Annotated in this window: 19 protein-coding genes and 2 pseudogenes; 14 read left to right on the top strand and 7 right to left on the bottom strand. The window is 72.2% G+C overall.

Annotated elements, in window-relative coordinates:
* Window positions 1-8: 8 nt before the first annotated feature.
* Genes CP976_RS04645 through CP976_RS04630 form a run of 4 tightly spaced genes read left to right on the top strand, consistent with a single transcriptional unit; the run spans window position 9 to window position 3,683 of the window.
* Window positions 9-1,292 (top strand): ABC transporter substrate-binding protein, encoded by a 1,284-nt coding sequence (locus CP976_RS04645; protein WP_150479148.1) that lies wholly within the window; start codon window positions 9-11, stop codon window positions 1,290-1,292.
* Window positions 1,289-2,227 (top strand): carbohydrate ABC transporter permease, encoded by a 939-nt coding sequence (locus CP976_RS04640; RefSeq protein WP_150479147.1) that lies wholly within the window; start codon window positions 1,289-1,291, stop codon window positions 2,225-2,227. Before CP976_RS04645 ends, CP976_RS04640 begins: the two co-directional genes overlap by 4 nt.
* Window positions 2,224-3,084, top strand: coding sequence for a carbohydrate ABC transporter permease (locus CP976_RS04635; protein WP_150479146.1), 861 nt, complete (start codon window positions 2,224-2,226; stop codon window positions 3,082-3,084). Before CP976_RS04640 ends, CP976_RS04635 begins: the two co-directional genes overlap by 4 nt.
* Window positions 3,085-3,089: 5 nt before the next feature.
* On the top strand, window positions 3,090-3,683 hold the full coding sequence (locus tag CP976_RS04630; protein ID WP_150479145.1) for a hypothetical protein: 594 nt from the start codon (window positions 3,090-3,092) through the stop codon (window positions 3,681-3,683).
* A gap of 39 nt (window positions 3,684-3,722) precedes the next feature.
* Here the strand turns inward: CP976_RS04630 and CP976_RS04625 are convergent, their stop codons facing one another.
* Window positions 3,723-4,430, bottom strand: coding sequence for a phosphatase PAP2 family protein (locus tag CP976_RS04625; protein WP_150479144.1), 708 nt, complete (start codon window positions 4,428-4,430; stop codon window positions 3,723-3,725).
* Window positions 4,431-4,561: 131 nt separating this feature from the next.
* On the opposite strand from CP976_RS04625, the gene CP976_RS04620 reads away from it, so the two are divergent.
* Window positions 4,562-5,218, top strand: coding sequence for a class I SAM-dependent methyltransferase (locus tag CP976_RS04620; protein ID WP_150479143.1), 657 nt, complete (start codon window positions 4,562-4,564; stop codon window positions 5,216-5,218).
* A gap of 30 nt (window positions 5,219-5,248) precedes the next feature.
* On the opposite strand, the pseudogene CP976_RS43585 reads toward CP976_RS04620, so the two are convergent.
* The 3 genes and pseudogenes from CP976_RS43585 to CP976_RS04610 all read right to left on the bottom strand — a co-directional run.
* Window positions 5,249-5,635, bottom strand: a pseudogene (locus CP976_RS43585) (HAD-IC family P-type ATPase); the annotation flags it as partial.
* Between the two features lie 137 nt (window positions 5,636-5,772).
* A pseudogene (locus tag CP976_RS44640) lies at window positions 5,773-5,976 on the bottom strand (cation transporter); the annotation flags it as partial.
* 3 nt (window positions 5,977-5,979) lie between these two features.
* On the bottom strand, window positions 5,980-6,192 hold the full coding sequence (locus CP976_RS04610; RefSeq protein WP_150479142.1) for a heavy-metal-associated domain-containing protein: 213 nt from the start codon (window positions 6,190-6,192) through the stop codon (window positions 5,980-5,982).
* Window positions 6,193-6,384: 192 nt separating this feature from the next.
* Here CP976_RS04610 and CP976_RS04605 point away from each other — a divergent pair, with 192 nt between their 5' ends.
* Window positions 6,385-7,344: a hypothetical protein gene (locus CP976_RS04605; protein WP_150485227.1), complete on the top strand. Its 960-nt coding sequence runs from the start codon at window positions 6,385-6,387 to the stop codon at window positions 7,342-7,344.
* Between the two features lie 3 nt (window positions 7,345-7,347).
* Here CP976_RS04605 and CP976_RS04600 read toward each other — a convergent pair whose 3' ends face one another.
* Window positions 7,348-9,183 (bottom strand): glycoside hydrolase family 15 protein, encoded by a 1,836-nt coding sequence (locus CP976_RS04600; protein WP_150479141.1) that lies wholly within the window; start codon window positions 9,181-9,183, stop codon window positions 7,348-7,350.
* 479 nt (window positions 9,184-9,662) lie between these two features.
* Here CP976_RS04600 and CP976_RS04595 point away from each other — a divergent pair, with 479 nt between their 5' ends.
* Together CP976_RS04595 and CP976_RS04590 are read left to right on the top strand one after the other, a co-directional pair.
* Window positions 9,663-10,544, top strand: coding sequence for an SIS domain-containing protein (locus tag CP976_RS04595; protein WP_150479140.1), 882 nt, complete (start codon window positions 9,663-9,665; stop codon window positions 10,542-10,544).
* A 13-nt stretch (window positions 10,545-10,557) separates the two neighbouring features.
* Window positions 10,558-11,418, top strand: a complete 861-nt coding sequence (locus CP976_RS04590) for a class II fructose-bisphosphate aldolase (RefSeq protein ID WP_150479139.1) — start codon at window positions 10,558-10,560, stop codon at window positions 11,416-11,418.
* On the opposite strand, the gene CP976_RS04585 is transcribed toward CP976_RS04590, so the two are convergent.
* Entirely contained in the window at window positions 11,408-12,541 is a 1,134-nt protein-coding gene (locus tag CP976_RS04585; protein ID WP_150485226.1) for a methyltransferase, read from the bottom strand. The two genes, CP976_RS04590 and CP976_RS04585, sit on opposite strands and share 11 nt — an antisense overlap.
* A gap of 68 nt (window positions 12,542-12,609) precedes the next feature.
* Between CP976_RS04585 and CP976_RS04580 the strand changes: the two genes are divergently transcribed.
* From CP976_RS04580 to CP976_RS04560, 5 genes are all read left to right on the top strand, one after another.
* Window positions 12,610-13,251, top strand: a complete 642-nt coding sequence (locus CP976_RS04580) for an alpha-ketoglutarate-dependent dioxygenase AlkB family protein (RefSeq protein ID WP_150479138.1) — start codon at window positions 12,610-12,612, stop codon at window positions 13,249-13,251.
* Window positions 13,252-13,287: 36 nt separating this feature from the next.
* Window positions 13,288-14,529, top strand: coding sequence for an ROK family protein (locus CP976_RS04575; protein WP_150479137.1), 1,242 nt, complete (start codon window positions 13,288-13,290; stop codon window positions 14,527-14,529).
* 129 nt (window positions 14,530-14,658) lie between these two features.
* Entirely contained in the window at window positions 14,659-15,243 is a 585-nt protein-coding gene (locus CP976_RS04570; protein ID WP_150479136.1) for a TetR/AcrR family transcriptional regulator, read from the top strand.
* Between the two features lie 76 nt (window positions 15,244-15,319).
* Window positions 15,320-16,666, top strand: a complete 1,347-nt coding sequence (locus CP976_RS04565) for an MFS transporter (protein WP_150479135.1) — start codon at window positions 15,320-15,322, stop codon at window positions 16,664-16,666.
* A gap of 25 nt (window positions 16,667-16,691) precedes the next feature.
* On the top strand, window positions 16,692-17,450 hold the full coding sequence (locus tag CP976_RS04560; protein WP_150479134.1) for an SDR family NAD(P)-dependent oxidoreductase: 759 nt from the start codon (window positions 16,692-16,694) through the stop codon (window positions 17,448-17,450).
* 176 nt (window positions 17,451-17,626) lie between these two features.
* On the opposite strand, the gene ilvY is transcribed toward CP976_RS04560, so the two are convergent.
* Entirely contained in the window at window positions 17,627-18,502 is an 876-nt protein-coding gene (gene ilvY / locus CP976_RS04555) for an HTH-type transcriptional activator IlvY (RefSeq protein WP_150479133.1), read from the bottom strand.
* An 83-nt stretch (window positions 18,503-18,585) separates the two neighbouring features.
* Here ilvY and CP976_RS04550 point away from each other — a divergent pair, with 83 nt between their 5' ends.
* On the top strand, window positions 18,586-20,058 hold the full coding sequence (locus tag CP976_RS04550; protein WP_150479132.1) for a ketol-acid reductoisomerase: 1,473 nt from the start codon (window positions 18,586-18,588) through the stop codon (window positions 20,056-20,058).
* Window positions 20,059-20,137 lie beyond the last annotated feature (79 nt).

Genomic DNA, 20,137 nt, shown 5'->3' with positions numbered 1-20,137 from the left:
ACCTCGGCATGCCCGGACACAGGACAAAGGGGTTCTGCGCGTCGGCCGCCGCACTGGCACTGTGTGCCGTGCTGGCGGGCTGCGGAGGATCCGGGGAATCGGCCGGCGGCGGCAAGGTCGTGCTGCGCTACACGTGGTGGGGCAACCCCGACCGCGCGGAACGCACCGAGCAGGCCGTCGCGCTGTTCGAGAAACAGCATCCGGACGTCGACGTGACGACGTCGTTCTCCGGCTACGACGCCTACAAACAGAAGCTCGCCACCCAGGCCGCCGGCGGTGACGCGCCGGACGTGATGCAGCTGGACTACCGCCAGATCGACCAGTACGCCTCCGGCGGCGTCCTGCTCGACCTGGCGAAGCAGAAAGCCGTCCTGCGCACCTCCGAGATCGACCAGGGCCTGCTCGCCACCGGCCGCGTGGACGACGTCCAGTACGCGATCCCACAGGGCCGCGGCACCGAGACCGTCGCCTACGACGTCGGGACCTGGAAGAAGTCGGGCGTGCCCCTCCCCGGCAAGAGCTGGACCTGGAGCCAGTGGGCCGACACCATGCGGGCCCTGGCGAAGAAGACCGGCAAGCCCGGGGCGACCGACCCCGGCCAGAGCGAGGACGCCTTCGAGGTCTGGCTGCGCGGGCAGGGCAAGGCCCTCTACACCGAGGACGGCGGACTCGGCTTCACCGCCGACGACCTCACCCGCTGGTGGACCTTCACCGACAAGCTGCGCCGCGAGGGCGCCGTCTCGCCCGCCGAGCAGACCACCCAGCTCGACGGCTCCGTCGAGAACACCCCGCTGGGGCGCGGCACCTCCGTCACCGACGCCAACTGGGACGCCCCGGCCAGCGGCTTCCTCGCCCTCGTCAAGGGCGGCGTCGCCCTCGCCCCCATGCCGTCCGGCGAGGACGGCACACCCGGCCAGTACTTCAAGCCCTCCATGTTCGTCGGAGTCTCCGCGAACACCGCCCATCCGAAGGAGGCGGCACAGCTCGTCGACTTCCTGGTCAACGACCGGCAGGCCGCGAAGATCCTCGGCGCGAGCCGCGGCATCCCCGTCAACGAGACCGTCCGCGACGAGATCGGCCCGCAGCTCAAGGACTTCGACAAGACCATCGCCGACTTCCAGGCCTCCCTGGAGGGCAAGCTCAAGGACCCGCCCCAGGCACCGCCGGCGGGCGACAACGCCCTCCAGAGCACCTTCCAGCGCGACTACGACCAGGTGTCCTACGCGCGCATGTCGCCCCGCGAGGCGGCCGAGAACTACATCACCGAGGCGAAGGCGGAGCTGAGGTCATGACCACCACCGCGATCCCCACGGAGACACAACACGTCCCCGCCACCGCCCCGAAGCGCCGCCCCAAGCGCGAACGCGAGGGCGCCGCCTGGGTGTTCCTCTCGCCCTGGGTCCTCGGCGCGATCGTCCTGACCCTGCTGCCGATGGCCGTGTCGCTGTACCTGTCGTTCACCGACTACGACCTGTTCAACCCGCCAAAGTGGGTGGGCCTGCGCAACTACGTCCAGATGTTCACCGAGGACCCGCGCTACTGGCGCTCGGTCGTGACGACGGTGACGTACGTCGTCATCGCCGTGCCCCTGCAACTGGCCCTCGCCCTGGTCGTCGCGCTCGCCCTGAAAGGCATGAAGCACGGCAAGGCCTTCTACCGCTCCGCCTTCTACGCGCCCTCGCTGCTCGGCGCGTCGATGTCCATCGCCCTCGTCTGGCGAGCGGTCTTCAACGACGGCGGCACGGTCGACAACCTGCTCGGCACCGGCGGCTGGGTCAACAAGCCCGGCTGGTCGCTGCTCGCCGTCGCGCTGCTGACGGTGTGGCAGTTCGGCGCGCCGATGGTCATCTTCCTCGCCGGTCTCCAGCAGATCCCCGCCGAGCTGTACGAGGCGGCGGCGGTCGACGGGGCCGGGAAGTGGCGGCAGTTCCTGTCGGTCACCGTGCCGATGCTGTCCCCGGTGCTGTTCTTCAACCTGGTCCTCCAGACCATCCAGGCCTTCCAGGTGTTCACGCCCGCCTTCGCGGTCAGCGCGGGCAAGGGCGGACCGGCCGACTCGACCCTCGTCTACACCATGTACCTCTACGACCGCGGCTTCGTCGCCTCCCACATGGGCTACGCCTCCGCCATGGCCTGGGTGCTGCTCCTCGTGATCGGTGTGGTCACGGCGGTGCTGTTCCGCACCTCCCGCTCCTGGGTCTTCTACGCCTCCGAGGGGGACCGATGACCTCGACCGCCGTTTCCCACAAGCCCGTCCGATGGGGGCGGGTCGCCGTCCACCTGGGCTGCCTGGCCGCCCTGCTGGTCATGCTGTACCCGCTGGCGTGGCTGCTGGCCACCTCGCTCAAGCCCGCCGACGAGGTCATCGCGAGCCTCGACCTGCTGCCCAGCCACCTGGAGTGGTCGAACTACTCCACGGCCATGGAGGGCGTCAACGACGTCTCCGTCTGGCGGCTGCTCACCAACTCCCTGCTGATCGCCGGCGGCGCGGTCCTTGGCAACGTCATCAGCTGCTCGCTCGCCGCCTACGCCTTCGCACGCCTCAGGTTCCGGCTGCGCGGGCCGCTGTTCGCTTTCATGATCGCCACGATCATGCTGCCGCACCACGCGGTGCTGATCCCGCAGTACATCATCTTCAACCAGCTCGGCCTGGTGAACACCTACTGGCCGCTGATCCTGCCGAAGTTCCTCGCCACCGAGGCGTTCTTCGTCTTCCTCATCGTGCAGTTCATGCGCGGCCTGCCGCGCGAGCTGGAGGAGGCGGCCCGGATCGACGGCTGCGGCCCCTTCCGCAGCTTCTTCCAGGTCGTGCTGCCGCTCACCCGGCCGGCCCTGATCACCACGGCCATCTTCACGTTCATCTGGACCTGGAACGACTTCTTCACCCAGCTCATCTACTTGTTCGACCCGGACAAGTTCACGCTGACCCTCGCGCTGCGCTCCTTCGTGGACGCCTCCAGCACCTCAGCGTTCGGCCCGATGTTCGCCATGTCGGTGATCGCGCTGCTGCCGATCGTGCTGTTCTTCCTCGCGTTCCAGCGGTTCCTGGTGGAGGGCATGGCCAGCTCCGGAGTGAAGGGGTGAGCGGGATGCGGACCCAAGAGGCCGGTGAGGTGTTCGGGCCGCGCATGACGCTGTTCGCGGACGTGCTGAGCGTCGGCCTCGCCACGTCGGTGGCCTGCCTGCCGCTGGTGACCGCCCCGGCCGCGCTGTCGACGGCCTGCGCCGTACTGCGCGGCGCCGGACAGGACCGGCCCGTCACGGCCGGGAGGTACGTCGTCCTGCTGCGGCAACGGCTGCGGGCCGGTGACGTGCTGGCGGGGGCCGTCGCCCTGGCGGGTCTACTGCTGTTCGCGGCCGACCTGGCGCTGGCCGGGGCCGGGCTGCCCGGGGCGCCGCTGTTCGCGGTGACCGCCGCGGTCATCGGCGCCTGCGCAGCGGTCGTCGGCCTGCGGGCCTGCGCACGCCCCGAGTCGCTCACCGACTGGCGCGCGGCGGTGCGCGGGGCCGCCCGGGACGCCGTGGCGGACGTGGGCGGCAGCGGGCTGGTCCTGCTCGCCGTGGCGACGGCCGGGCTGTGCGCCTGGATGCTGCTGCCCCTGGCCTTCCTGGCCCCGGGACCGCTCGCCCTGGCGCTCACGGCCGTCGACGTACGCCGGTCCGCTGCTGTTTCCCTGCAATAGCCAACGCGTGCGACAGCACTGCGTGGACGTACTGCGGCCTCACTGCCGCAGGGCAGCGCCGATGCTGATCCGCGGCCACGAACGGGCTGTCGTGAGGAGCGCCTGCGTCCTGGCCGACGGAGTGGCCGCCGCCGCTGCCGCCGCCAGGGCCGCCGCGGCGCTCGCGATGCCGAGGACCGCGCCCGCGGCCACGTCGCCCGGATAGTGCACGCCCGTGTGAATACGGGAGTAGCCGACGGCGCTCGCCAGCGCCCCGAGCGGCACCGCGGCGGGGGGCAGGACCACACCGACGGCGGTGGCGAACGCGACCGCCGACGCCGTGTGCCCGGACGGGAACGAGGCCGACGTCGGCATCGGAACGTGCCGGTCCACCGTCACCCGGGCCGCTTCCCGGTCCGGCCGGGCCCGGCGCACCAGGCGCTTGCCGAGCAGGTTGGCGGAGGCCGAGGCCACGGCGATCGCCCCGACACCGGCGAACGCGGCCCTGCGCGGCCGCTTCCCGCCCAGCGCCAGGGCCGCGGCGATGGCGAACGAGATCTTGGAGTGGTCGGCCGCGTGCGACAGATGGCGCAGCGTCCGGTCGAGCGTGGGCGTGGGTGTGGCGGCCACCGCCGCGTACAGGGCGCCGTCCACGGCCCTGAGATCGCCCATGACGGCAGCCAGGAGCCGGCCGGGCCCGCCCGAGGGCTTCCCGACCTTCGGGAGCGGACGAAGGGCGTCCTCGTCTGTGGTCGTCGGATCGGTCATGTGCTTCTCCCCGCAGTGGCCTTCCTCAGCAAGGTACCGGCTCACGCCGGGCGCACGCTCGGCGCCCCCGTGGGCCGGTACCTCCCGAGTGCCCATGTCGGGCGACTGAACCCGTCTGCTGGACTGGGGGCATGACGCCCCTGTCACGCCGGGTCCTGCGCGCACTCGACCGTTTCCACGCCGACCGTCCGTGGGACCACAACGCCCACTTCCACCGCTGGATCCTGCGGCAGCTCCCCAGGCGTGCCGGGGCCGCCCTGGACGTGGGATGCGGCAGCGGCGACCTCGCCCGGCTGCTGGCCGGCCGGGCCGAGCGGGTGCACGGGGTCGACGCCGACCCGGCGATCACGGCCCGGGCGCGGGAGCTGACCCCCACGGCGGTCCCGGTGACGTACGCGGTGGCCGACGCGCCGGCCGGGCTTCCCGACGGCCCGTACGACGTCATCACCTGCGTCGCCGTGGTGCACCACCTGCCGTTCACCGAGGCGCTGGAGGCTTTCCGGGACCGTCTGGCCCCCGGCGGCACCCTGGTGATCGTCGGTGTCTCCCGGGAGCGGACACCCGTCGACCACCTGCTCGGCGTCGCGTCGATCCCGCTCAACATCGTGACGGCCCTGCTCAAGAACCGGGGCCGCCCGGTGCCTCGCCCCGTCTCCATGACGGCCCGTACGCGTCCGCCGGACATGACCTTCCCGGAGATCGTCCGCGAGGCCCGGACCGTTCTTCCCGGCGCACGCCTGCGCCGCCGCCTGTTCTGGCGGTACACGCTGGTGTGGCGCCACCACTGACGGCCCGGCGGATCAGGGGCTCTCGCCCCCTCAGCCCGCGGCGCGGAACGTGCGGAGCCGCAGGGAGTTGCCGACGACGAAGACCGAGGAGAAGGCCATGGCCGCCCCGGCGATCATCGGCGTGAGCAGACCGGCCGCGGCCAGCGGCAGGGCCGCCACGTTGTAGGCGAAGGCCCAGAACAGGTTGGAGCGGATGGTGCCGAGGGTGCGGCGGGCGAGCCGGATGGCGTCCGAGGCGGCCCGCAGATCGCCCCGTACGAGGGTGAGGTCGCCGGCCTCGATCGCGGCGTCCGTGCCGGTGCCCATGGCCAGACCGAGATCGGCCTGGGCGAGAGCCGCCGCGTCGTTGACGCCGTCGCCGACCATGGCGACCGAACGGCACTCGGTCTGGAGCCGCTTGACGACGTCGACCTTGTCATGGCCATAGCCACGACGGGAACCGCCAGCACCACGGCCGTCACCAACCGCTGCCGCAGCGGCCGCAGTCCGTCGGGCTCCTCCGCCCGCTCATCCTGCCCGGCGGGGGGAGCGGGCTCCTGCGCTGTGTACCCGGTCGCCTCGACGGTGGCGATCAGGTCGCCGACGGAGACGTCACCGCCGTAGCTGACCTTCGCCTTCTCGGTCGCGTAGTTGACGGTGGCGGTGACCCCGTCCATGCGGTTGAGCTTCTTCTCGATGCGCGCCGCGCAGGAGGCGCAGGTCATGCCGCCGATGGCGAGTTCCACCTCGGCGCCGGTACCGGTCGTGCCGGTGGTCATGGCTCACACCCGGCCGGTCAGCTCGTAGCCGGCCTCGTCGACGGTCTCGGCGACCAGGGCGTCGTCGGGCTCGCCCGCGCTGATGACGGTGACCTGCCCGGCGTCGAGGTCGACCTCGACGCCGCTGACGCCGTCCAGCTCGCCGATGACCTTGGTCAGCGTGGCCTTGCAGTGGCCGCAGGACATTCCGGAGACGGCGTAGGTGGTGGCGGGCATGGCGTGCCTCCTGGGTACGGTCACGGTTCTTCAATACGGGGCGGGGGTATCCCCCCGCCAGTCCCTGTATACCCCTGAGGGGTATAAGATGCAAGCGGAGAACAACTTGACTTGATACCCCCTAGGGGTATGGTGAGCTGCATGGAGGCCCGCATGAGCGCGGGCGACCCGGTCCTGAAGGAGAAGCCGGCCGTGAACACCGGACTGAAGATCACGAGCTTCGCCGCCGTCCTGGCTGCGACCTTCGGCACGGCCTACGGCGTCGGCCAGGGCGTCGACCCCGTCGTCGCCGACAAGCCGCCGAAACACAAGGACGAGCACACCCCGCCCACACCGCGGCCCGAGGAGGCCGGCGGTCACACCGGGCACGACACGCCCCCGGCCGGCGGGCTCCAGATCTCCGAGGACGGCTACACCCTCGACCTGGAGACCCCGAGCGTCACCGCCGGGAAGCGGGCCGACCTGCGCTTCACCGTCAGGGACGGCAGCGGCCGGGCCGTCACCGCCTATCAGCGCGAACACGAGAAGGAACTGCACCTCATCGTGGCCTCACGCGACCTGGTCACCTACCGCCATCTGCACTCCACCCGCGCCGCCAACGGCACCTGGAGCACCCCCGTCGACCTGCCCCGCGCGGGCGGCTACCGCGTCTTCGCCGACTTCACCCCGGCGAAGAAGGACGCCCGGAACCTCACCCTCGGCGCGGACCTCGCCGCCTCCGGCCCGTACCAGCCGAAGGAACTGCCGGCACCGAGCCCCACGGCCACGACCAACGGCTACGAGGTGAAGCTGGCCGGCGCCCTGCGTCCGGGCAAGGCGAGCGAACTGAAGCTGAAGGTCTCCCGCGCCGGCGAGCCCGTCACGAACCTCCAGCCCTACCTCGGCGCCTACGGCCACCTCGTCGCCCTGCGCTCCGGCGACCTCGCCTACCTCCACGTCCACCCGAACGGCGAACCCGGCGACGGAAGGACCAGGCCCGGCCCGGACATCTCCTTCACGGCCACGGCCCCCAGTGCCGGTTCCTACCGCCTGTTCCTCGACTTCAAGCACGACGGAAAGGTCCACACGGCGGCGTTCACCGTCAGGGCCGGGGGAGCGGCGGCCGGTTCCGGTACCCCCGAGGGGCATGCGGACGACGGCCACGGGCACTGAACGTCAGCCGAGCGCCCGGTCCAGGTTGAAGGCCGCGCTGATCAGCGCGAGGTGCGTGAACGCCTGCGGGAAGTTGCCCTGCTGCTCGCCGGTGTGGCTGATCTCCTCGGCGTACAGGCCGAGATGGTTGGCGTACGTCAGCATCTTCTCGAAGGCGAGGCGCGCCTCGTCGATCCGGCCGGCGTGCACCATGGCCTCGACGTACCAGAACGAGCAGATGGAGAACGTGCCCTCGTCGCCGCGCAGCCCGTCCGGACTGGCCTGCGGGTCGTAGCGGTAGACCAGCGAGTCGGAGACCAGTTCCTCGGTGAGCGCGTCCAGGGTCGACAGCCACTTCGGATCGGTCGGGGCGATGAACTTCGTCAGCGGCATCATCAGCAAGGCCGCGTCCAGCACGTCCCCGTCCTCATGCTGGACGAAGGCCCGGCGCGCATCGGACCAGCCCCGGCTCATGATCCGCCGGTAGATCGTGTCGCGGCACTCCCGCCAGCGCGGCAGGTCGGCGGGCAGGCCGCGCCGGTTGGCCATCCGGATGGCCCGCTCGATCGCCACCCAGCACATCAGCCGTGAGTACAGGAAGTTCTTGCGGCCGCCCCGCGTCTCCCAGATCCCCTCGTCGGGCTGGTCCCAGTTCTCGCACACCCAGTCCACCAGCGCGCACACGTCGTCCCACTGGTCGCTGGAGATGGGCTTGGCCCACTTGTCGAAGAGGTAGATGGAGTCGATCAGCGCGCCGTAGATGTCGAGCTGGAGCTGGTCGGCCGCCGCGTTGCCGACCCGTACCGGAGCGGAACCCTGGTGGCCCTCCAGATGGTCGAGTGTCGTCTCCGGCAGCTCGGTGCGCCCGTCGATGCCGTACATGATCTGCAAGGGACCGGAGGGCTTGCCGTCGCCCGGGCTGATGTGCCGGGTCACGAAGTCCATGAACGCCTCGGCCTCACCGGTGAAGCCCAGCCGCAGCAGGGCATAGACACAGAAGGCCGCGTCGCGCACCCACACGTACCGGTAGTCCCAGTTGCGTTCGCCGCTGAGCTGCTCGGGCAGACTCGTCGTCGGCGCGGCCACGATCGCCCCGGTCGGCGCGTAGGTGAGCAGCTTCAGTGTCAGCGCCGAGCGGTGCACCATCTCCCGCCAGCGGCCCCGGTACTTGGAGGCGGACAGCCAGCGCCGCCAGTACGCGACCGTCGCCGCGAACTGCTCCTCCGCCTCGGTGTGCGCGCACCGGCGGGGCAGGACGTCGCCGCCCACCTTGTCCAGCGCGAACACCGCCGACTCGCCCTCGGCGAGCTTGAAGTCCCCGCGTACGTCCGGACCGTCCGTCTCCAGCGGCATGGTCGCGGTCAGCGCCAGCGCGAGCCCGTCCGCCTCGAAGAGCGCCGTCTCACCGCTCAGCCGCACGGTGTGCGGCCGGGTGCCGTAGTCGAACCGGGGAGCGACGCGGGTGCGGAACGGGATCGAGCCGCGCACGCACACCACCCGGCGGATCAGCCGGTGCCGCTCGGCCTCGGCCGACGTACCGTCGACCGGCATGAAGTCCTGCACCTCGCCGACGCCGTCCTCGGTGAAGAACCGGGTGATCAGGACGTTGGTGTCGGGGAAGTAGAACTGCTTGGTCCGCGCCGGCACCGCTGCCGCCAGTTCGAAGCAGCCGCCGCGCTCCGCGTCCAGGATCGAGGCGAACACGCTGGGCGCGTCGAAGGACGGGCAGCAGTACCAGTCGATCGTGCCGTCGGTCCCCACCAGGGCCACGCTGCGCAGGTCGCCGATCAGCCCGTGCTCCGCGATCGGCAGATACCGCCGGCCGCCCGGCACGTCGTGGTCCTCCGCTGGTCCGCCCATGACCGCCTCCCTGGCCGGTACGCGCCTCAGCTCCAGCCTAGGGCGTGTCCGCAAAGTCCCGCCTGCCCCGCGACGCCCGGCACGCTCCCCCACTGCCTTAAGGGCGTGGGAGGTGCCCCCACTCGCCGCACCGTGCGAACACCCGCGTACAACCAGTACGCGGGCGTCCGCCCGGCACTCCCCCAGCCTTCGGCCGGGGTACCCCCAGAGCACGCACCGGACGCCGCGAGGCCCGCCCTCCGGGCGGACGACGGGACTTTACGGACACGCCCTAGGGCGTCGATGCGGGGTACGGCGATCACACCGTGACGACCCGCAGCCAGGCCTCCTCGAACCGCCGCACCGTCTCCGCGGCGACCTCCGCACCTCCACCTCTCGATCTCCGGCGCGACCCTGGCGCACGGGTCACACCCCCGATGCTTGATATTGCTCGAAAGTTGGAGATATCTTGCAGGAACAATCACGGCGGAGGGTGCCGCATGACGCATGTCGAGGACGAGCTGACCAGCCAGCCCGAGTGCTGGGCACGCGCCGCTTCGCAGGCGCCCGGGTACGCGGAGGTGCTGCCGGCGCCGGGGGAGCGGGTGGCGATCGTCGGGTGCGGCACCTCGTACTTCATGGCGCAGGCGGCCGCGGCCCTGCGGGAGAGCGCCGGGCAGGGCGAGACCGACGCGTTCGCCGCCTCGGAGTTCCCGTACGGCCGCGCCTACGACCGGGTCGTCGCCCTCACCCGCTCCGGCACCACGACCGAGGTCCTCGATCTGCTCGGCAGGCTGAAGGGCAGTACCCCCATCACCGCGATCACCGCCGCCCCGGACACGCCCGTGAGGACGGCGGCCGATGACCTCGCCGTCCTCGACTTCGCGGACGAACGCTCCGTCGTCCAGACCCGGTTCGCCACCACGGCCCTCACCCTGCTCCGCGCCCACCTGGGACTCCACCCCGAAACCGCCGTCACCGACGCGCGCACGGCCTTGGCGGAGCCCCTGCCCGAAGGCCTGGTCGACTGCGCTCAGTTCACCTTCCTGGGGCGCGGCTGGACCGTCGGCCTGGCCAACGAAGCCGGGCTGAAGATGCGCGAGGCGTCACTGTCCTGGGCGGAGGCCTATCCGGCGATGGAGTACCGGCACGGGCCCATCAGCGTCACCACGAGCGGCACCGCTACCTGGATGTTCGGGGACGCGCCGGACGGACTCGCCGAACAGGTGTGCGGCACGGGCGCGTTGTGGGTCGCCGGAGCCTTGGACCCGCTCGCCGAGCTCGTCCGTGCCCAGCGTCTCGCGGTCGCCGTCGCCGCGGCACGCGGCCTCGACCCGGACCAGCCGCGCCACCTCACCCGCTCGGTGATCCTCGCCCACTGACCTCGGAGGCACCGTGCCCCTCACCACCACCGGCGAGCTCATCACCCGCGCCGCCGCCGCCCGTTCGGCCGTCGCCTCCTTCAACGTCATCACGCTGGAGCACGTCGAGGCCGTCATCGCGGGCGCCGAGTCCGTGACCGCCCCCGTCGTGCTCCAGGTCAGCGAGAACGCGGTCAAGTTCCACGGTGGACAACTGCTCCCGCTCGCCCGCGCGGCCGTCGCCGCGGCCGAACGAGCCGCCGTGCCGGTCGCGTTGCACCTCGACCACGTGCAGAGCGAGACCCTGCTGCACCAGGCCGCGGAGGCCGGCTTCAGCTCCGTGATGTACGACGCGGCCCGGCTGCCCTACGAGCAGAACCTCGCCGCGACCAGGGCGGCGGTCGACTGGGCGCACACGCAAGGGCTCTGGATCGAGGCCGAGCTGGGGCAGATCGGGGGCAAGAACGGCAGACCCCCGCTGGACGCGCATGCCCCGGGCGCCCGCACCGACCCCGACGAGGCCCGGGCCTTCGTCGCCGACTCGGGCGTGGACGCCCTGGCCGTCGCCATCGGCAGCGCCCACGCCATGACGACCCGCACCGCCACCCTCGACCATGCCCTCCTCAAGCAACTGTCGGCCGCGCTGGACGTCCCGCTCGTCCTGCACGGCTCCTCCGGCGTCCCGGACGACGAACTCACGGCGGCGGTAGCGGGGGGCATCACCAAGGTCAACATCGGCACGGCCCTGAACATCGCGCTGACCGGCGCGATCCGGGAGTTCCTCGCCGACCGGCCCGAGGCCGTCGACCCGCGCGGCTACCTGACGGTCGCGCGGGAGGCCATGGCCCGGGCGGTGGCGAGGACCCTCCAGACCCTCGGCGCGGCTACCGCTTGACGGCCTTCAGCACCACGAACTTCGGATCGCTCGCGACGAGCCGGCTGTTGCCGAACAGCTTCCGCAGCTTCACGTGGTAGCCCAGATGCCGGTTGCCGATCACCCACAGCTCGCCGCCCGGCCGCAGCGCACGCCGCGCCCCGGTGAACATCCGCCAGGCCGTGGCGTCCGTCGTCGCCTGATGGGAGTGGAACGGCGGGTTGTTGAGGACCAGGTCCACACTGTCGGCCGGCACGCCCGCCAGCCCGTCGCCGACCCGGAACTCCGCATGCCCCGGCACACCGTTCGCCTTGTACGTCGCCTCCGCCGAGGCCACGGCCTGGAACGACTCGTCCACGAACAGCACCTCGGCCGCCGGGTCGGCCAGCGCCACCGCCGTCCCGACCACGCCGTTGCCGCACCCCAGGTCCACCACCCGCCGGCCGCCCCCGCCGCCCGGCAGATGCTCCAGGAAGAACCGCGTGCCGATGTCGAGCCGGTCGGCGCAGAAGACACCCGCGTGGTTCACGACGGTGCGCCCCGACGCCGGCCCGATGCCGTCCGGGAGCGTGTAGACGTACGGCCACGGACTGCCGGGCCGCTCCAGCGCGGGATCCGGCGTGCAGAAGATCAGCCGGGCCTTCTTCTCGGCGAGCGAGGTGCGGGTGGGGCCGAGGATCCGCTCGAACAGCCGCAGCGTGGAGGTGTGGATCTCCTTCACCATGCCCGTGCCGACGACGACCGTCCCCGCGTGCACCGCGGGCGCCAGCCGCAGCAACTGGTCCTCCAGCAGCGCCAGACTCTTCGGCACCCGCACGAGGAGCACGTCGACGCGTCCGGGTGGCGGATCCTGCGTGGTGAGCAGCCGGACCGCGCCGGGCTCGACGCCGTGCCGCGCGAGGTTGGCCCGGGTCGCCTCCTGGGTCAGGTGGGAATCCGTGATCTGCGCCGGCCGGTGCTCCGCGAGCGCCGTGACCAGGGCACCCCAGCGGTCCCCGACGACCACGACCGTGCCCGACAGCGGGACCCCCTCCTGCGCCAGATACCTCAGCAGGTACTCGTCGGAGGCGTCCCAGGCACGCAGCCTGTCGCGCGGGTCCTCCGGGAAACGGGTCAGCGCGAGCTCGCCCCAGGGTGTCGTCATACGGTCGTTCATCGTGCGTCCAGGCTAGCCGAGCCGCAGCTCAGCCCAGGTCGGGGAGGATGGGAGGCATGGACGGCGAACTGTTCCCCAGAGCCCGTACGCAGGTGGCGCCGGGCGCGGTCCACGTGCCGGACTGGCTGGACACCGAGCACCAGAGCGAGCTGCTGGAGGCCTGCCGCGCGTGGGCGCGCCCGCCGGCCGGGCTGCGCACGGTCCGCACCCCCGGCGGCGGCACCATGACCGCCCGGCAGGTCTGTCTCGGCTGGCACTGGCACCCCTACGCCTACGCCCGCACGGTCGTCGACGGCGACGGCGCCCCGGTGAAGCCGTTCCCCGACTGGCTGGGCGAGCTGGGCCGCCGGGCGGTGCGGGACACACTCGGCGGACCGGCCCCGGCGTACGACATCGCCCTTATCAACTTCTACGACGCCGACGCCCGGATGGGCATGCACCGCGACAGCGACGAGAAGTCGGACGCGCCGGTGGTGTCGCTGAGCCTCGGCGACACCTGCGTCTTCCGCTTCGGCAACCCCGAGACCCGCACGCGGCCCTACACCGACGTCGAGCTGCGCAGCGGCGACCTGTTCGTCTTCGGCGGCCCGTCCCGGCTCGCCTACCACGGGGTCCCCCGGGTACACGGAGGCACGGCACCGCCCGGGCTGGGCCTGACCGGACGGCTCAACATCACGCTCCGGGTCAGCGGCCTGTAGGCCGCGGGCCCTACGGATCATGGGAGACTCGCCCTCATGAGCGGGAAGGCGGACCCCCGGCCGGCGGGGGATGGGAGCACCTCGACGAGGACGCGGCTGGACCGGGGGCGCGGAGCGCTCGGACCCGCGCTGGAGCTCGTGCACACCGGACGCGCGCCGACCCGGGCCGTACTCACCGCCGAGCTCGGCGTGACCCGGGCGACGGCCGGAGCGGTCGCCGCCGAACTGGAGGCGCTCGGGCTGATCCGGGTCGACGCCCGGCCCGGCGCGGGGGCGGGTTCGCAGGGCCGGCCCTCGCACAAGCTGGCCGTCGCCGAGGACGGGCCCGTCGCGCTCGCCGCACAGGTGCACGCCGACGGCTTCCGGGCGGCGCTGGTCGGACTGGGCGGCCGGATCGTCGCCACCGCGCCCGGCTGCGAGGTCGTCGACGCCGACCCGGCGAAGGTGCTCGCCTCCGTCGTCACGGCGGGCGCCGAGCTGCTGCGGGAGACGGGGCGGCGGTGCGTGGGCGCGGGGCTGGCCGTCCCCTCCGCGGTCGCCGAACCCGAGGGCCTGGCACTGAACCCGCTGCACCTCGCCTGGCCGGCGGGCTCGCCCGTCCGGGACATCTTCGCCGAGCAGGTGCGCGCCGCCGGTCTCGACGGACCCGCGTTCGCCGCGAACGACGTCAACCTCGCCGCGCTCGCCGAGCACCGGCACGGCGCCGGACGCGGCTCCCGCGACCTGCTGTGTGTGGCCACCGGCCACCGGGGCGTCGGCGGCGCGCTCGTCCTCGACGGCCGCCTCCACCGGGGCAGTTCGGGCCTCGCGCTGGAGGTCGGCCACCTCACCGTCCACCCCGAGGGCCGCCCCTGCCACTGCGGCAGCCGCGGCTGCCTGGACGTGGAGACCGACCCCCTGGCCTTCCTCACGGCGGCGGGACGCGAACCGGGCCCCGAGGTGTCCCTGCTCCAGCAGTCCATCGACCTGATCCGTCACCACTACGACGACCCGGGCGTCCGCACGGCCACCGAGACCCTCATCGACCGGCTCGGCCTCGGACTCGCCGGTCTCGTCAACATCCTCAACCCGGACCGGATCATCCTCGGCGGTCTGCACCGCACCCTCCTGGACGCCGACCCCGGCCGGCTCCGCGCGGTAGTCGCCGACCGCAGCCTGTGGGGCCAAAGCGGCGGCGTCCCGATCCTCGCGTGCACCCTCGACCACAACAGCCTGGTCGGCGCGGCCGAACTGGCCTGGCAGCCGGTCCTGGACGATCCGCTCGGGGCGCTCACCTGAGCAGTCTCGTGAGGAAGGTGCTGAGTACGCGCCGCCTGACGCTGCTTCGATGCCTCCGCCACATGGCCAAAGGCCTCGACGACACAGTTAATTGACTGATCGTTCTGGATACGTCTATGGTCTCTAGGTGTGGCCAGGACCAAGGAATTCGATCCGGACGCCGCGCTGCAGTCGGCCCTTGAGCTGTTCTGGCGGCGCGGCTACGAAGCGACGTCGATGAGCGACCTCGTCGAGCATCTCGGCATCGGCCGCGCCAGCATCTACGCGACCTTCGGCAGCAAGCACGAGCTGTACCTGAAGGCCCTGGACCGGTACGCCGAGACGCGCGACCCGTCTCTCCTGGCCGAGCTGTCCCAGCCGGGCCCCGCACTGCCCGCGGTGCGGGCGGTGGTGCGCCGCTTCGCCGCGGAGGCCGCATCCCCGGAGAGCCGGCTGAACGGTTGCTTCGTCACCAATACCGCCGCCGAGTTGGCCCCGCACGACCCCGCGGCGGCCCGGCGGGTCGAGATCAGCTGGGAGCACGTGGAGACCCCGTTGTACTCCGCGCTCGTACGCGCCCAGGCTCAGGGTGAGCTGCCCGAGGGTCGTGATCCGCACGCGCTGGCTCGCATGCTGTTCGTCCTGCTGCAGGGCCTGCGCGTCGTCGGCAAGGCATCGAATGATCCCGCCCGGGTGCGGGACGCGGCCGAGCAGGCGCTGGCCCTGCTGGACTGAATGACACGCACCACAGTCACCGGGTTTCCTGCAGCACGCCCGAATAATGAACCGATCGGTCAAGAAAGGGCGAGGTATGACCGCCACGGACGCCGCCCGCGTTGCTGCCATACAGCAACGATGCGCCTTCGTCCTCCTCGGCAGTGTCCAGACCACGCTGATCTTCACGCTTGCCTCGATCTCCGTACCGCTGCCCGCCATCGGGCGCGAATTCGGCCTGCAACGTGCCGACTTGATCCTGCTCAGCGCCGCCTACGGATTGACCTTCGCCGGACTGCTGCTCTTCGGCGGGCGCCTCGCTGACCGCTACGGCGGGCGGCGTGCCCTCACCACAGGCCTGGTCCTCTTCGCCGCCGCCTCGGCCGCAGCCCCGCTCGCCCCCGGCATGGGGACGCTGCTCGTAGCGCGCTTCGCGCAGGGCGCGGGGGCGGCTCTGATCGCGCCCGCCGCCATGGCCGTGCTGCACGCCGTCTTCCCCTCCCCACCCGCGTACGGCAGGGCGATGGCCACCTGGGGCGGGTTATCGGTACTCGGCGCGACCGCGGGCAATCTGCTCTCCGGCGTCATCTCAGCGCTGCTGTCTTGGCGTTGGACCTTCGCCGTACCGCTCGTGGTGGCCCTCGCAGCCCTCGCCCTCATGCCTCGGCTGCTGCCGGACACCACGCCGAGCCGGGGCAGGACTCTCGACCTGCCGGGTGCTCTGCTCGCCACCGCCGGGACAACCCTCGCCAGTTACGGGCTCGTCGTCACCGATACCCACCCCTGGTCGTCGGTCGGCGTGCTCGTGCCGCTGCTCTGCGGGGCCGCGCTGCTGGCCGTGTTCTGGTACGCCCAGCACCGCGCCCGCGACCCGCTGCTGCCGCCCCGCTTCCTGCTCGACCGGCGGCGGGTCCTCGCTCTCGCCGCCATCGCACTGAGCGCTTGCGGAACCGCGATGACCTTCGTGCTCCTCTCGCTCCACCTCCAGCAGGCGCGCGACTGGTCACCGCTGCAGACCTCGGCGGCGTTCGTACCGTTCGCTGTTGGGCTGATCGCCTCGGGCCGGGCGGCAGGACCGCTCATCGGCCGGTACGGGGCCCGAACCGTCACGGCCGCCGGTCTCGGCACCGGCGCGGCCGGGCTCGCCCTCCTCGCGCTGACCGGTACCGACGCGCACATCTCATACGGGTACGGACTGTTGCCGGGTCTGGTGCTGTTGCCTGTCGGCACGGCGGCTTCCTTCGCAGGGGCCGCCGTACTCGCCACCGAAGGCGTGCCGAAGCAGCAGACAGGACTCGCGGGCAGTGTGCTGAACACCGCGATGGAATCCGGTCCGACCGTCCTGTTCGCGATCCTGCTCACGCTCGGCAGTGATGCCTCCTCCCTGGCCTCAACAGGGGCCGCTCTCGCCTCAGTCGCCCTCCTGAACCACCGCACCAAGTAACCCATCGCTCAAGGGAGCCACCGAAATGAACCGCTTCACCGGCAAGACCGTCCTCGTCACCGGCGCGGGCTCCGGCCTCGGCCGCGCGATCGCGCTCGCATTCGCCGCCGAGGGCGCATCCGTGGTCGTCGCGGGACGCACCGCGGCCCCCCTCGACGAGACGGTCGGCCTCATTGAGGCCGCCGGCGGCACGGCCGCCGCCGTCACCGCTGATGTCACCGACTCCGGCCGGCTCCAGAACCTCGTATGCGAGAGCGTCACCCGCTTCGGCGGACTGGACATCGCGGTCAACAACGCCGGGATACTCCGCGGCACCGTGCCGGTCGGAGAGGTCAGCGAGGAGGAATGGGACGCGGTGCTGCGGACCAATGTCACCGGGGTCTGGCTGGCCATGAAGCACGAGATCGCGCACATGAAGGAGAACGGCGGTGGCACCATCGTCAATATCTCCTCCAACCTGGGCGCACACCTGCGGATCCCCAACGCCGCCGCGTACATCGCCTCGAAGGCGGCGGTCTCGGCGCTGACCCGGGCCGCTGCTCTCGACCACATCCACCAGGGCATCCGCATCAACGCGGTCAGCCCCGGTGCATCGGCCGCTCCCATGTCGCTGCGGCCCGGCGAGACCGAGGCCGACCGTGCCGAGCGGGTGAAGACGGAAAACCCGCTCGGACGGGTCGCGGAGGCCGAAGAAGTGGCGGCCGCGGTGCTCTATCTCGCCTCGCCCGCGGCCGGTGCGGTGGTCGGCGCCGACCTGGTCATCGACAGCGGCTCCTCGGCCTGACGGTTCGTGGGCTCCGGCGACGCCCTTCCCCGGCAAGCAACTCCGCCACGAGGGGCTGATGATCCTCGCCTGCCGCGGCGAGGCCCGCGGCAAGGCGACCGGAGCACGGTTGAAGGGTGGAATCCGTCTGGTCCGCCCGGTGATCCAGACCCAACCGCTGAGCCACCCGCGGCCGCTCACCCAGGCCACTCGGGGCGCGCACCCGGGCCGGCCAGACTCCACAGCGCCGCCACCAGCGGCCGCCGCAGATCGGCCCGCCGGACGCACAGCCCGATCGGGAACGGCTCCGGCGCCGGATCCGCCGGCACCACCGCCAGCCGCTCCCGCACCGCGCTGTTGTCCAGCACCAGGCGCGGCACCACGCCCGTGCCGCACCCCAGCGCGACCAGCGTGAGCAGCCCCTCGTGGCCGTCCGGTTCACAGGCCACGTCGGGTGCCGCGCCCCGGGCGCGGAACCAGCGGTCGGCGGCATCGCGGACCAGCCCGCGGTGAGGGAGGACGAAAGGCCCGTCGAGCCCCGGATCCGGCCGGTCCCGGGCCGTGACCAGGACAAGCTCGGTCACCGCGACCGTCCGGCTCGCCAGCGCCTCCGGCAGCCTCGGCGGGATCCCCGCCACGGCCGCGTCGACCTCCCCCTCGTCCAGCCGGGCCAGGGCGGCCGCCGCGTCACCCGTACGCAGATCGAGCCGGACCTGGGGATGCGCGGTGCGGAAGGGCGCCAGCAGGTCCGGCAGCAGCGCCTGGCACGCCGTCACCGTGGCGAACAGGGCGAGGCGGCCGGTGAGTTCGGCCGGGTCGGGGTGCTCCTCGCGGTAGGCGCGCCACAGCTCCAGGGCCCGTACGGCGTACTCGCGGAAGCGGTGCCCCTCCGCCGTCAGCGACACCCCGCGCGGCCCCCGGTCGAACAGCCGGTGCCCGAGGTCCGCCTCCAGCCGCTGCACGGTCCGGGTCAGCGTCGCCGGGCTGACGTGACAGTCCAGGCTCGTCCGGCCGAAGTTGAGCGTCTGCGCCAGGTGCAGGAACAGCCGCAGCTCCCGGTGATCGTCCCGCACGGCCTGCGCCTTTCATTCGATGCAACAGGGCGCTGCACAAGTTGCGCTTGCCGCAACGCTCCGGCCGAGCCTACAACTCGACCATGACCTCGACGACCACGTACACCTCCCGCGTCTTCCCCCTCGACACCATGGACGTGCCCGGCGGCACCGAGACCGTCCTGCGCGGCGGACGGCACCTCTTCCCGCTGCTCCCGCAGGCCTTCGCCGGTGTCCGGCGGATCGGCGTCATCGGCTGGGGCCCCCAGGGGCGGGCGCAGGCCCTCAACCTGCGCGACTCCCTCGCCGGCACGGACATCCGGGTGGCCGTCGGACTGCGCCCCGGCTCCGGCTCCCGCGCCGACGCCCGCGCCCACGGCTTCACCGAGGACGACGGCACGCTCGGCGACTGGCTCGCGGTGGCGGGAGAGAGCGACCTGGTGATCCTGCTGATCGCCGACCACGCGCTCGCGGCCCATCACGAGGAGATCTTCGCGGCCCTTGAGCCCGGCGCCGTCATCGGCCTCTCGCACGGCTTCCTGCTCGGCCATCTGTGGGAAACGGGCGGCGAGTTCCCGCCGGGCCACGGGGTGATCGCCGTGTGTCCCAAGGGCATGGGCGACTCCGTGCGGCGGCTCTACGAGCAGGGCGCGCACGTCAACGGCGCCGGGATCAACAGCAGTTTCGCCGTGCACGCGGACCCCGACGGACGGGCCGTCGACCTCGCGCTCGGCTGGTCGGTGGCGCTCGGCTCCCCCTACACGTTCCGCACCACGCTCGACAGCGAGTACCGCTCGGACATCGTCGGCGAACGCGCCGTCCTGCTCGGGGCCGTCCACGGCATCGTCGAGAGTCTGTACACCCGCTACCGCCTCGCCGGCGACGACGAGGTGACGGCGTACGAACGGTCCTGCGAGAACGTCACCGGCCCGATCGCCCGCACCATCTCGCGGGCCGGGCTGCGGGCCGTGCGCGAGAGCCTCGACCGGGAGGGCCGGGACGTCTTCGACCGGGCGTACACGGCCGCCTACGCCCCGGCGCGCGAGATCGTCGAGGAGATCTACGACGAGGTCGCCGACGGCACCGAACTGCGCAGCGTGATCCTCGCGGAACGACGGATCGGCGCACGTCCGATGAGCCGGATCGGGGGATCCCCGATGTGGTCGGTGAGCGACCGGGCGCGGGCCCGGCGCGGCACCCGCGAGCTGCCCGTCGACCCGTTCACCGCAGGCGTGTTCGTCGCCACCATGACCGCCCAGATCGACGAGTTCACCGAGCGCGGGCACCCCTGGTCGGAGATCGTCAACGAGTCCGTCATCGAGGCCGTCGACTCGCTGCTGCCGTACATGCACGCCCGGGACGTGGCGTACATGGTCGACAACTGCTCCCGCACGGCCCGCCTCGGCGCCCGCCGCTGGGGCCCGCGCTTCCATGCCGCCTACGAGCAGATCGCCTACCCCGCCGCCGACCACCCGGCGGACGTGACTCTGCTCGCGGCCTTCGCCGCCCACCCCGTGCACGAGGCCCTGGCCGCGGCGGCGAAGCTGCGGCCGTCCGTGGACATCTCGGTGACCTGAGCCGGTCACCCGGTCACCGCATGCGCCTACGAGGGGAGACCCGAGCGGCGAGGCCGTGCCGGCCAGGTCGGCTGCACGC

It is taken from the genome of Streptomyces coeruleorubidus (assembly GCF_008705135.1).
Lineage (GTDB): Bacteria > Actinomycetota > Actinomycetes > Streptomycetales > Streptomycetaceae > Streptomyces > Streptomyces coeruleofuscus.
This window is presented reverse-complemented; position numbering and strand designations above follow the sequence as displayed.

Bases quoted from the DNA above. Each gene is read 5' to 3' on its own strand.
- CP976_RS04645 (WP_150479148.1), top strand. From the start codon at position 9: ATGCCCGGACACAGGACAAAGGGGTTCTGCGCGTCGGCCGCCGCACTG.
- CP976_RS04640 (WP_150479147.1), top strand. From the start codon at position 1,289: ATGACCACCACCGCGATCCCCACGGAGACACAACACGTCCCCGCCACC.
- CP976_RS04635 (WP_150479146.1), top strand. From the start codon at position 2,224: ATGACCTCGACCGCCGTTTCCCACAAGCCCGTCCGATGGGGGCGGGTC.
- CP976_RS04630 (WP_150479145.1), top strand. From the start codon at position 3,090: ATGCGGACCCAAGAGGCCGGTGAGGTGTTCGGGCCGCGCATGACGCTG.
- CP976_RS04625 (WP_150479144.1), bottom strand. From the start codon at position 4,430: ATGACCGATCCGACGACCACAGACGAGGACGCCCTTCGTCCGCTCCCG.
- CP976_RS04620 (WP_150479143.1), top strand. From the start codon at position 4,562: ATGACGCCCCTGTCACGCCGGGTCCTGCGCGCACTCGACCGTTTCCAC.
- CP976_RS04610 (WP_150479142.1), bottom strand. From the start codon at position 6,192: ATGCCCGCCACCACCTACGCCGTCTCCGGAATGTCCTGCGGCCACTGC.
- CP976_RS04600 (WP_150479141.1), bottom strand. From the start codon at position 9,183: ATGGGCGGACCAGCGGAGGACCACGACGTGCCGGGCGGCCGGCGGTAT.
- CP976_RS04595 (WP_150479140.1), top strand. From the start codon at position 9,663: ATGACGCATGTCGAGGACGAGCTGACCAGCCAGCCCGAGTGCTGGGCA.
- CP976_RS04585 (WP_150485226.1), bottom strand. From the start codon at position 12,541: ATGACGACACCCTGGGGCGAGCTCGCGCTGACCCGTTTCCCGGAGGAC.
- CP976_RS04580 (WP_150479138.1), top strand. From the start codon at position 12,610: ATGGACGGCGAACTGTTCCCCAGAGCCCGTACGCAGGTGGCGCCGGGC.
- CP976_RS04575 (WP_150479137.1), top strand. From the start codon at position 13,288: ATGAGCGGGAAGGCGGACCCCCGGCCGGCGGGGGATGGGAGCACCTCG.
- CP976_RS04565 (WP_150479135.1), top strand. From the start codon at position 15,320: ATGACCGCCACGGACGCCGCCCGCGTTGCTGCCATACAGCAACGATGC.
- CP976_RS04560 (WP_150479134.1), top strand. From the start codon at position 16,692: ATGAACCGCTTCACCGGCAAGACCGTCCTCGTCACCGGCGCGGGCTCC.
- CP976_RS04550 (WP_150479132.1), top strand. From the start codon at position 18,586: ATGACCTCGACGACCACGTACACCTCCCGCGTCTTCCCCCTCGACACC.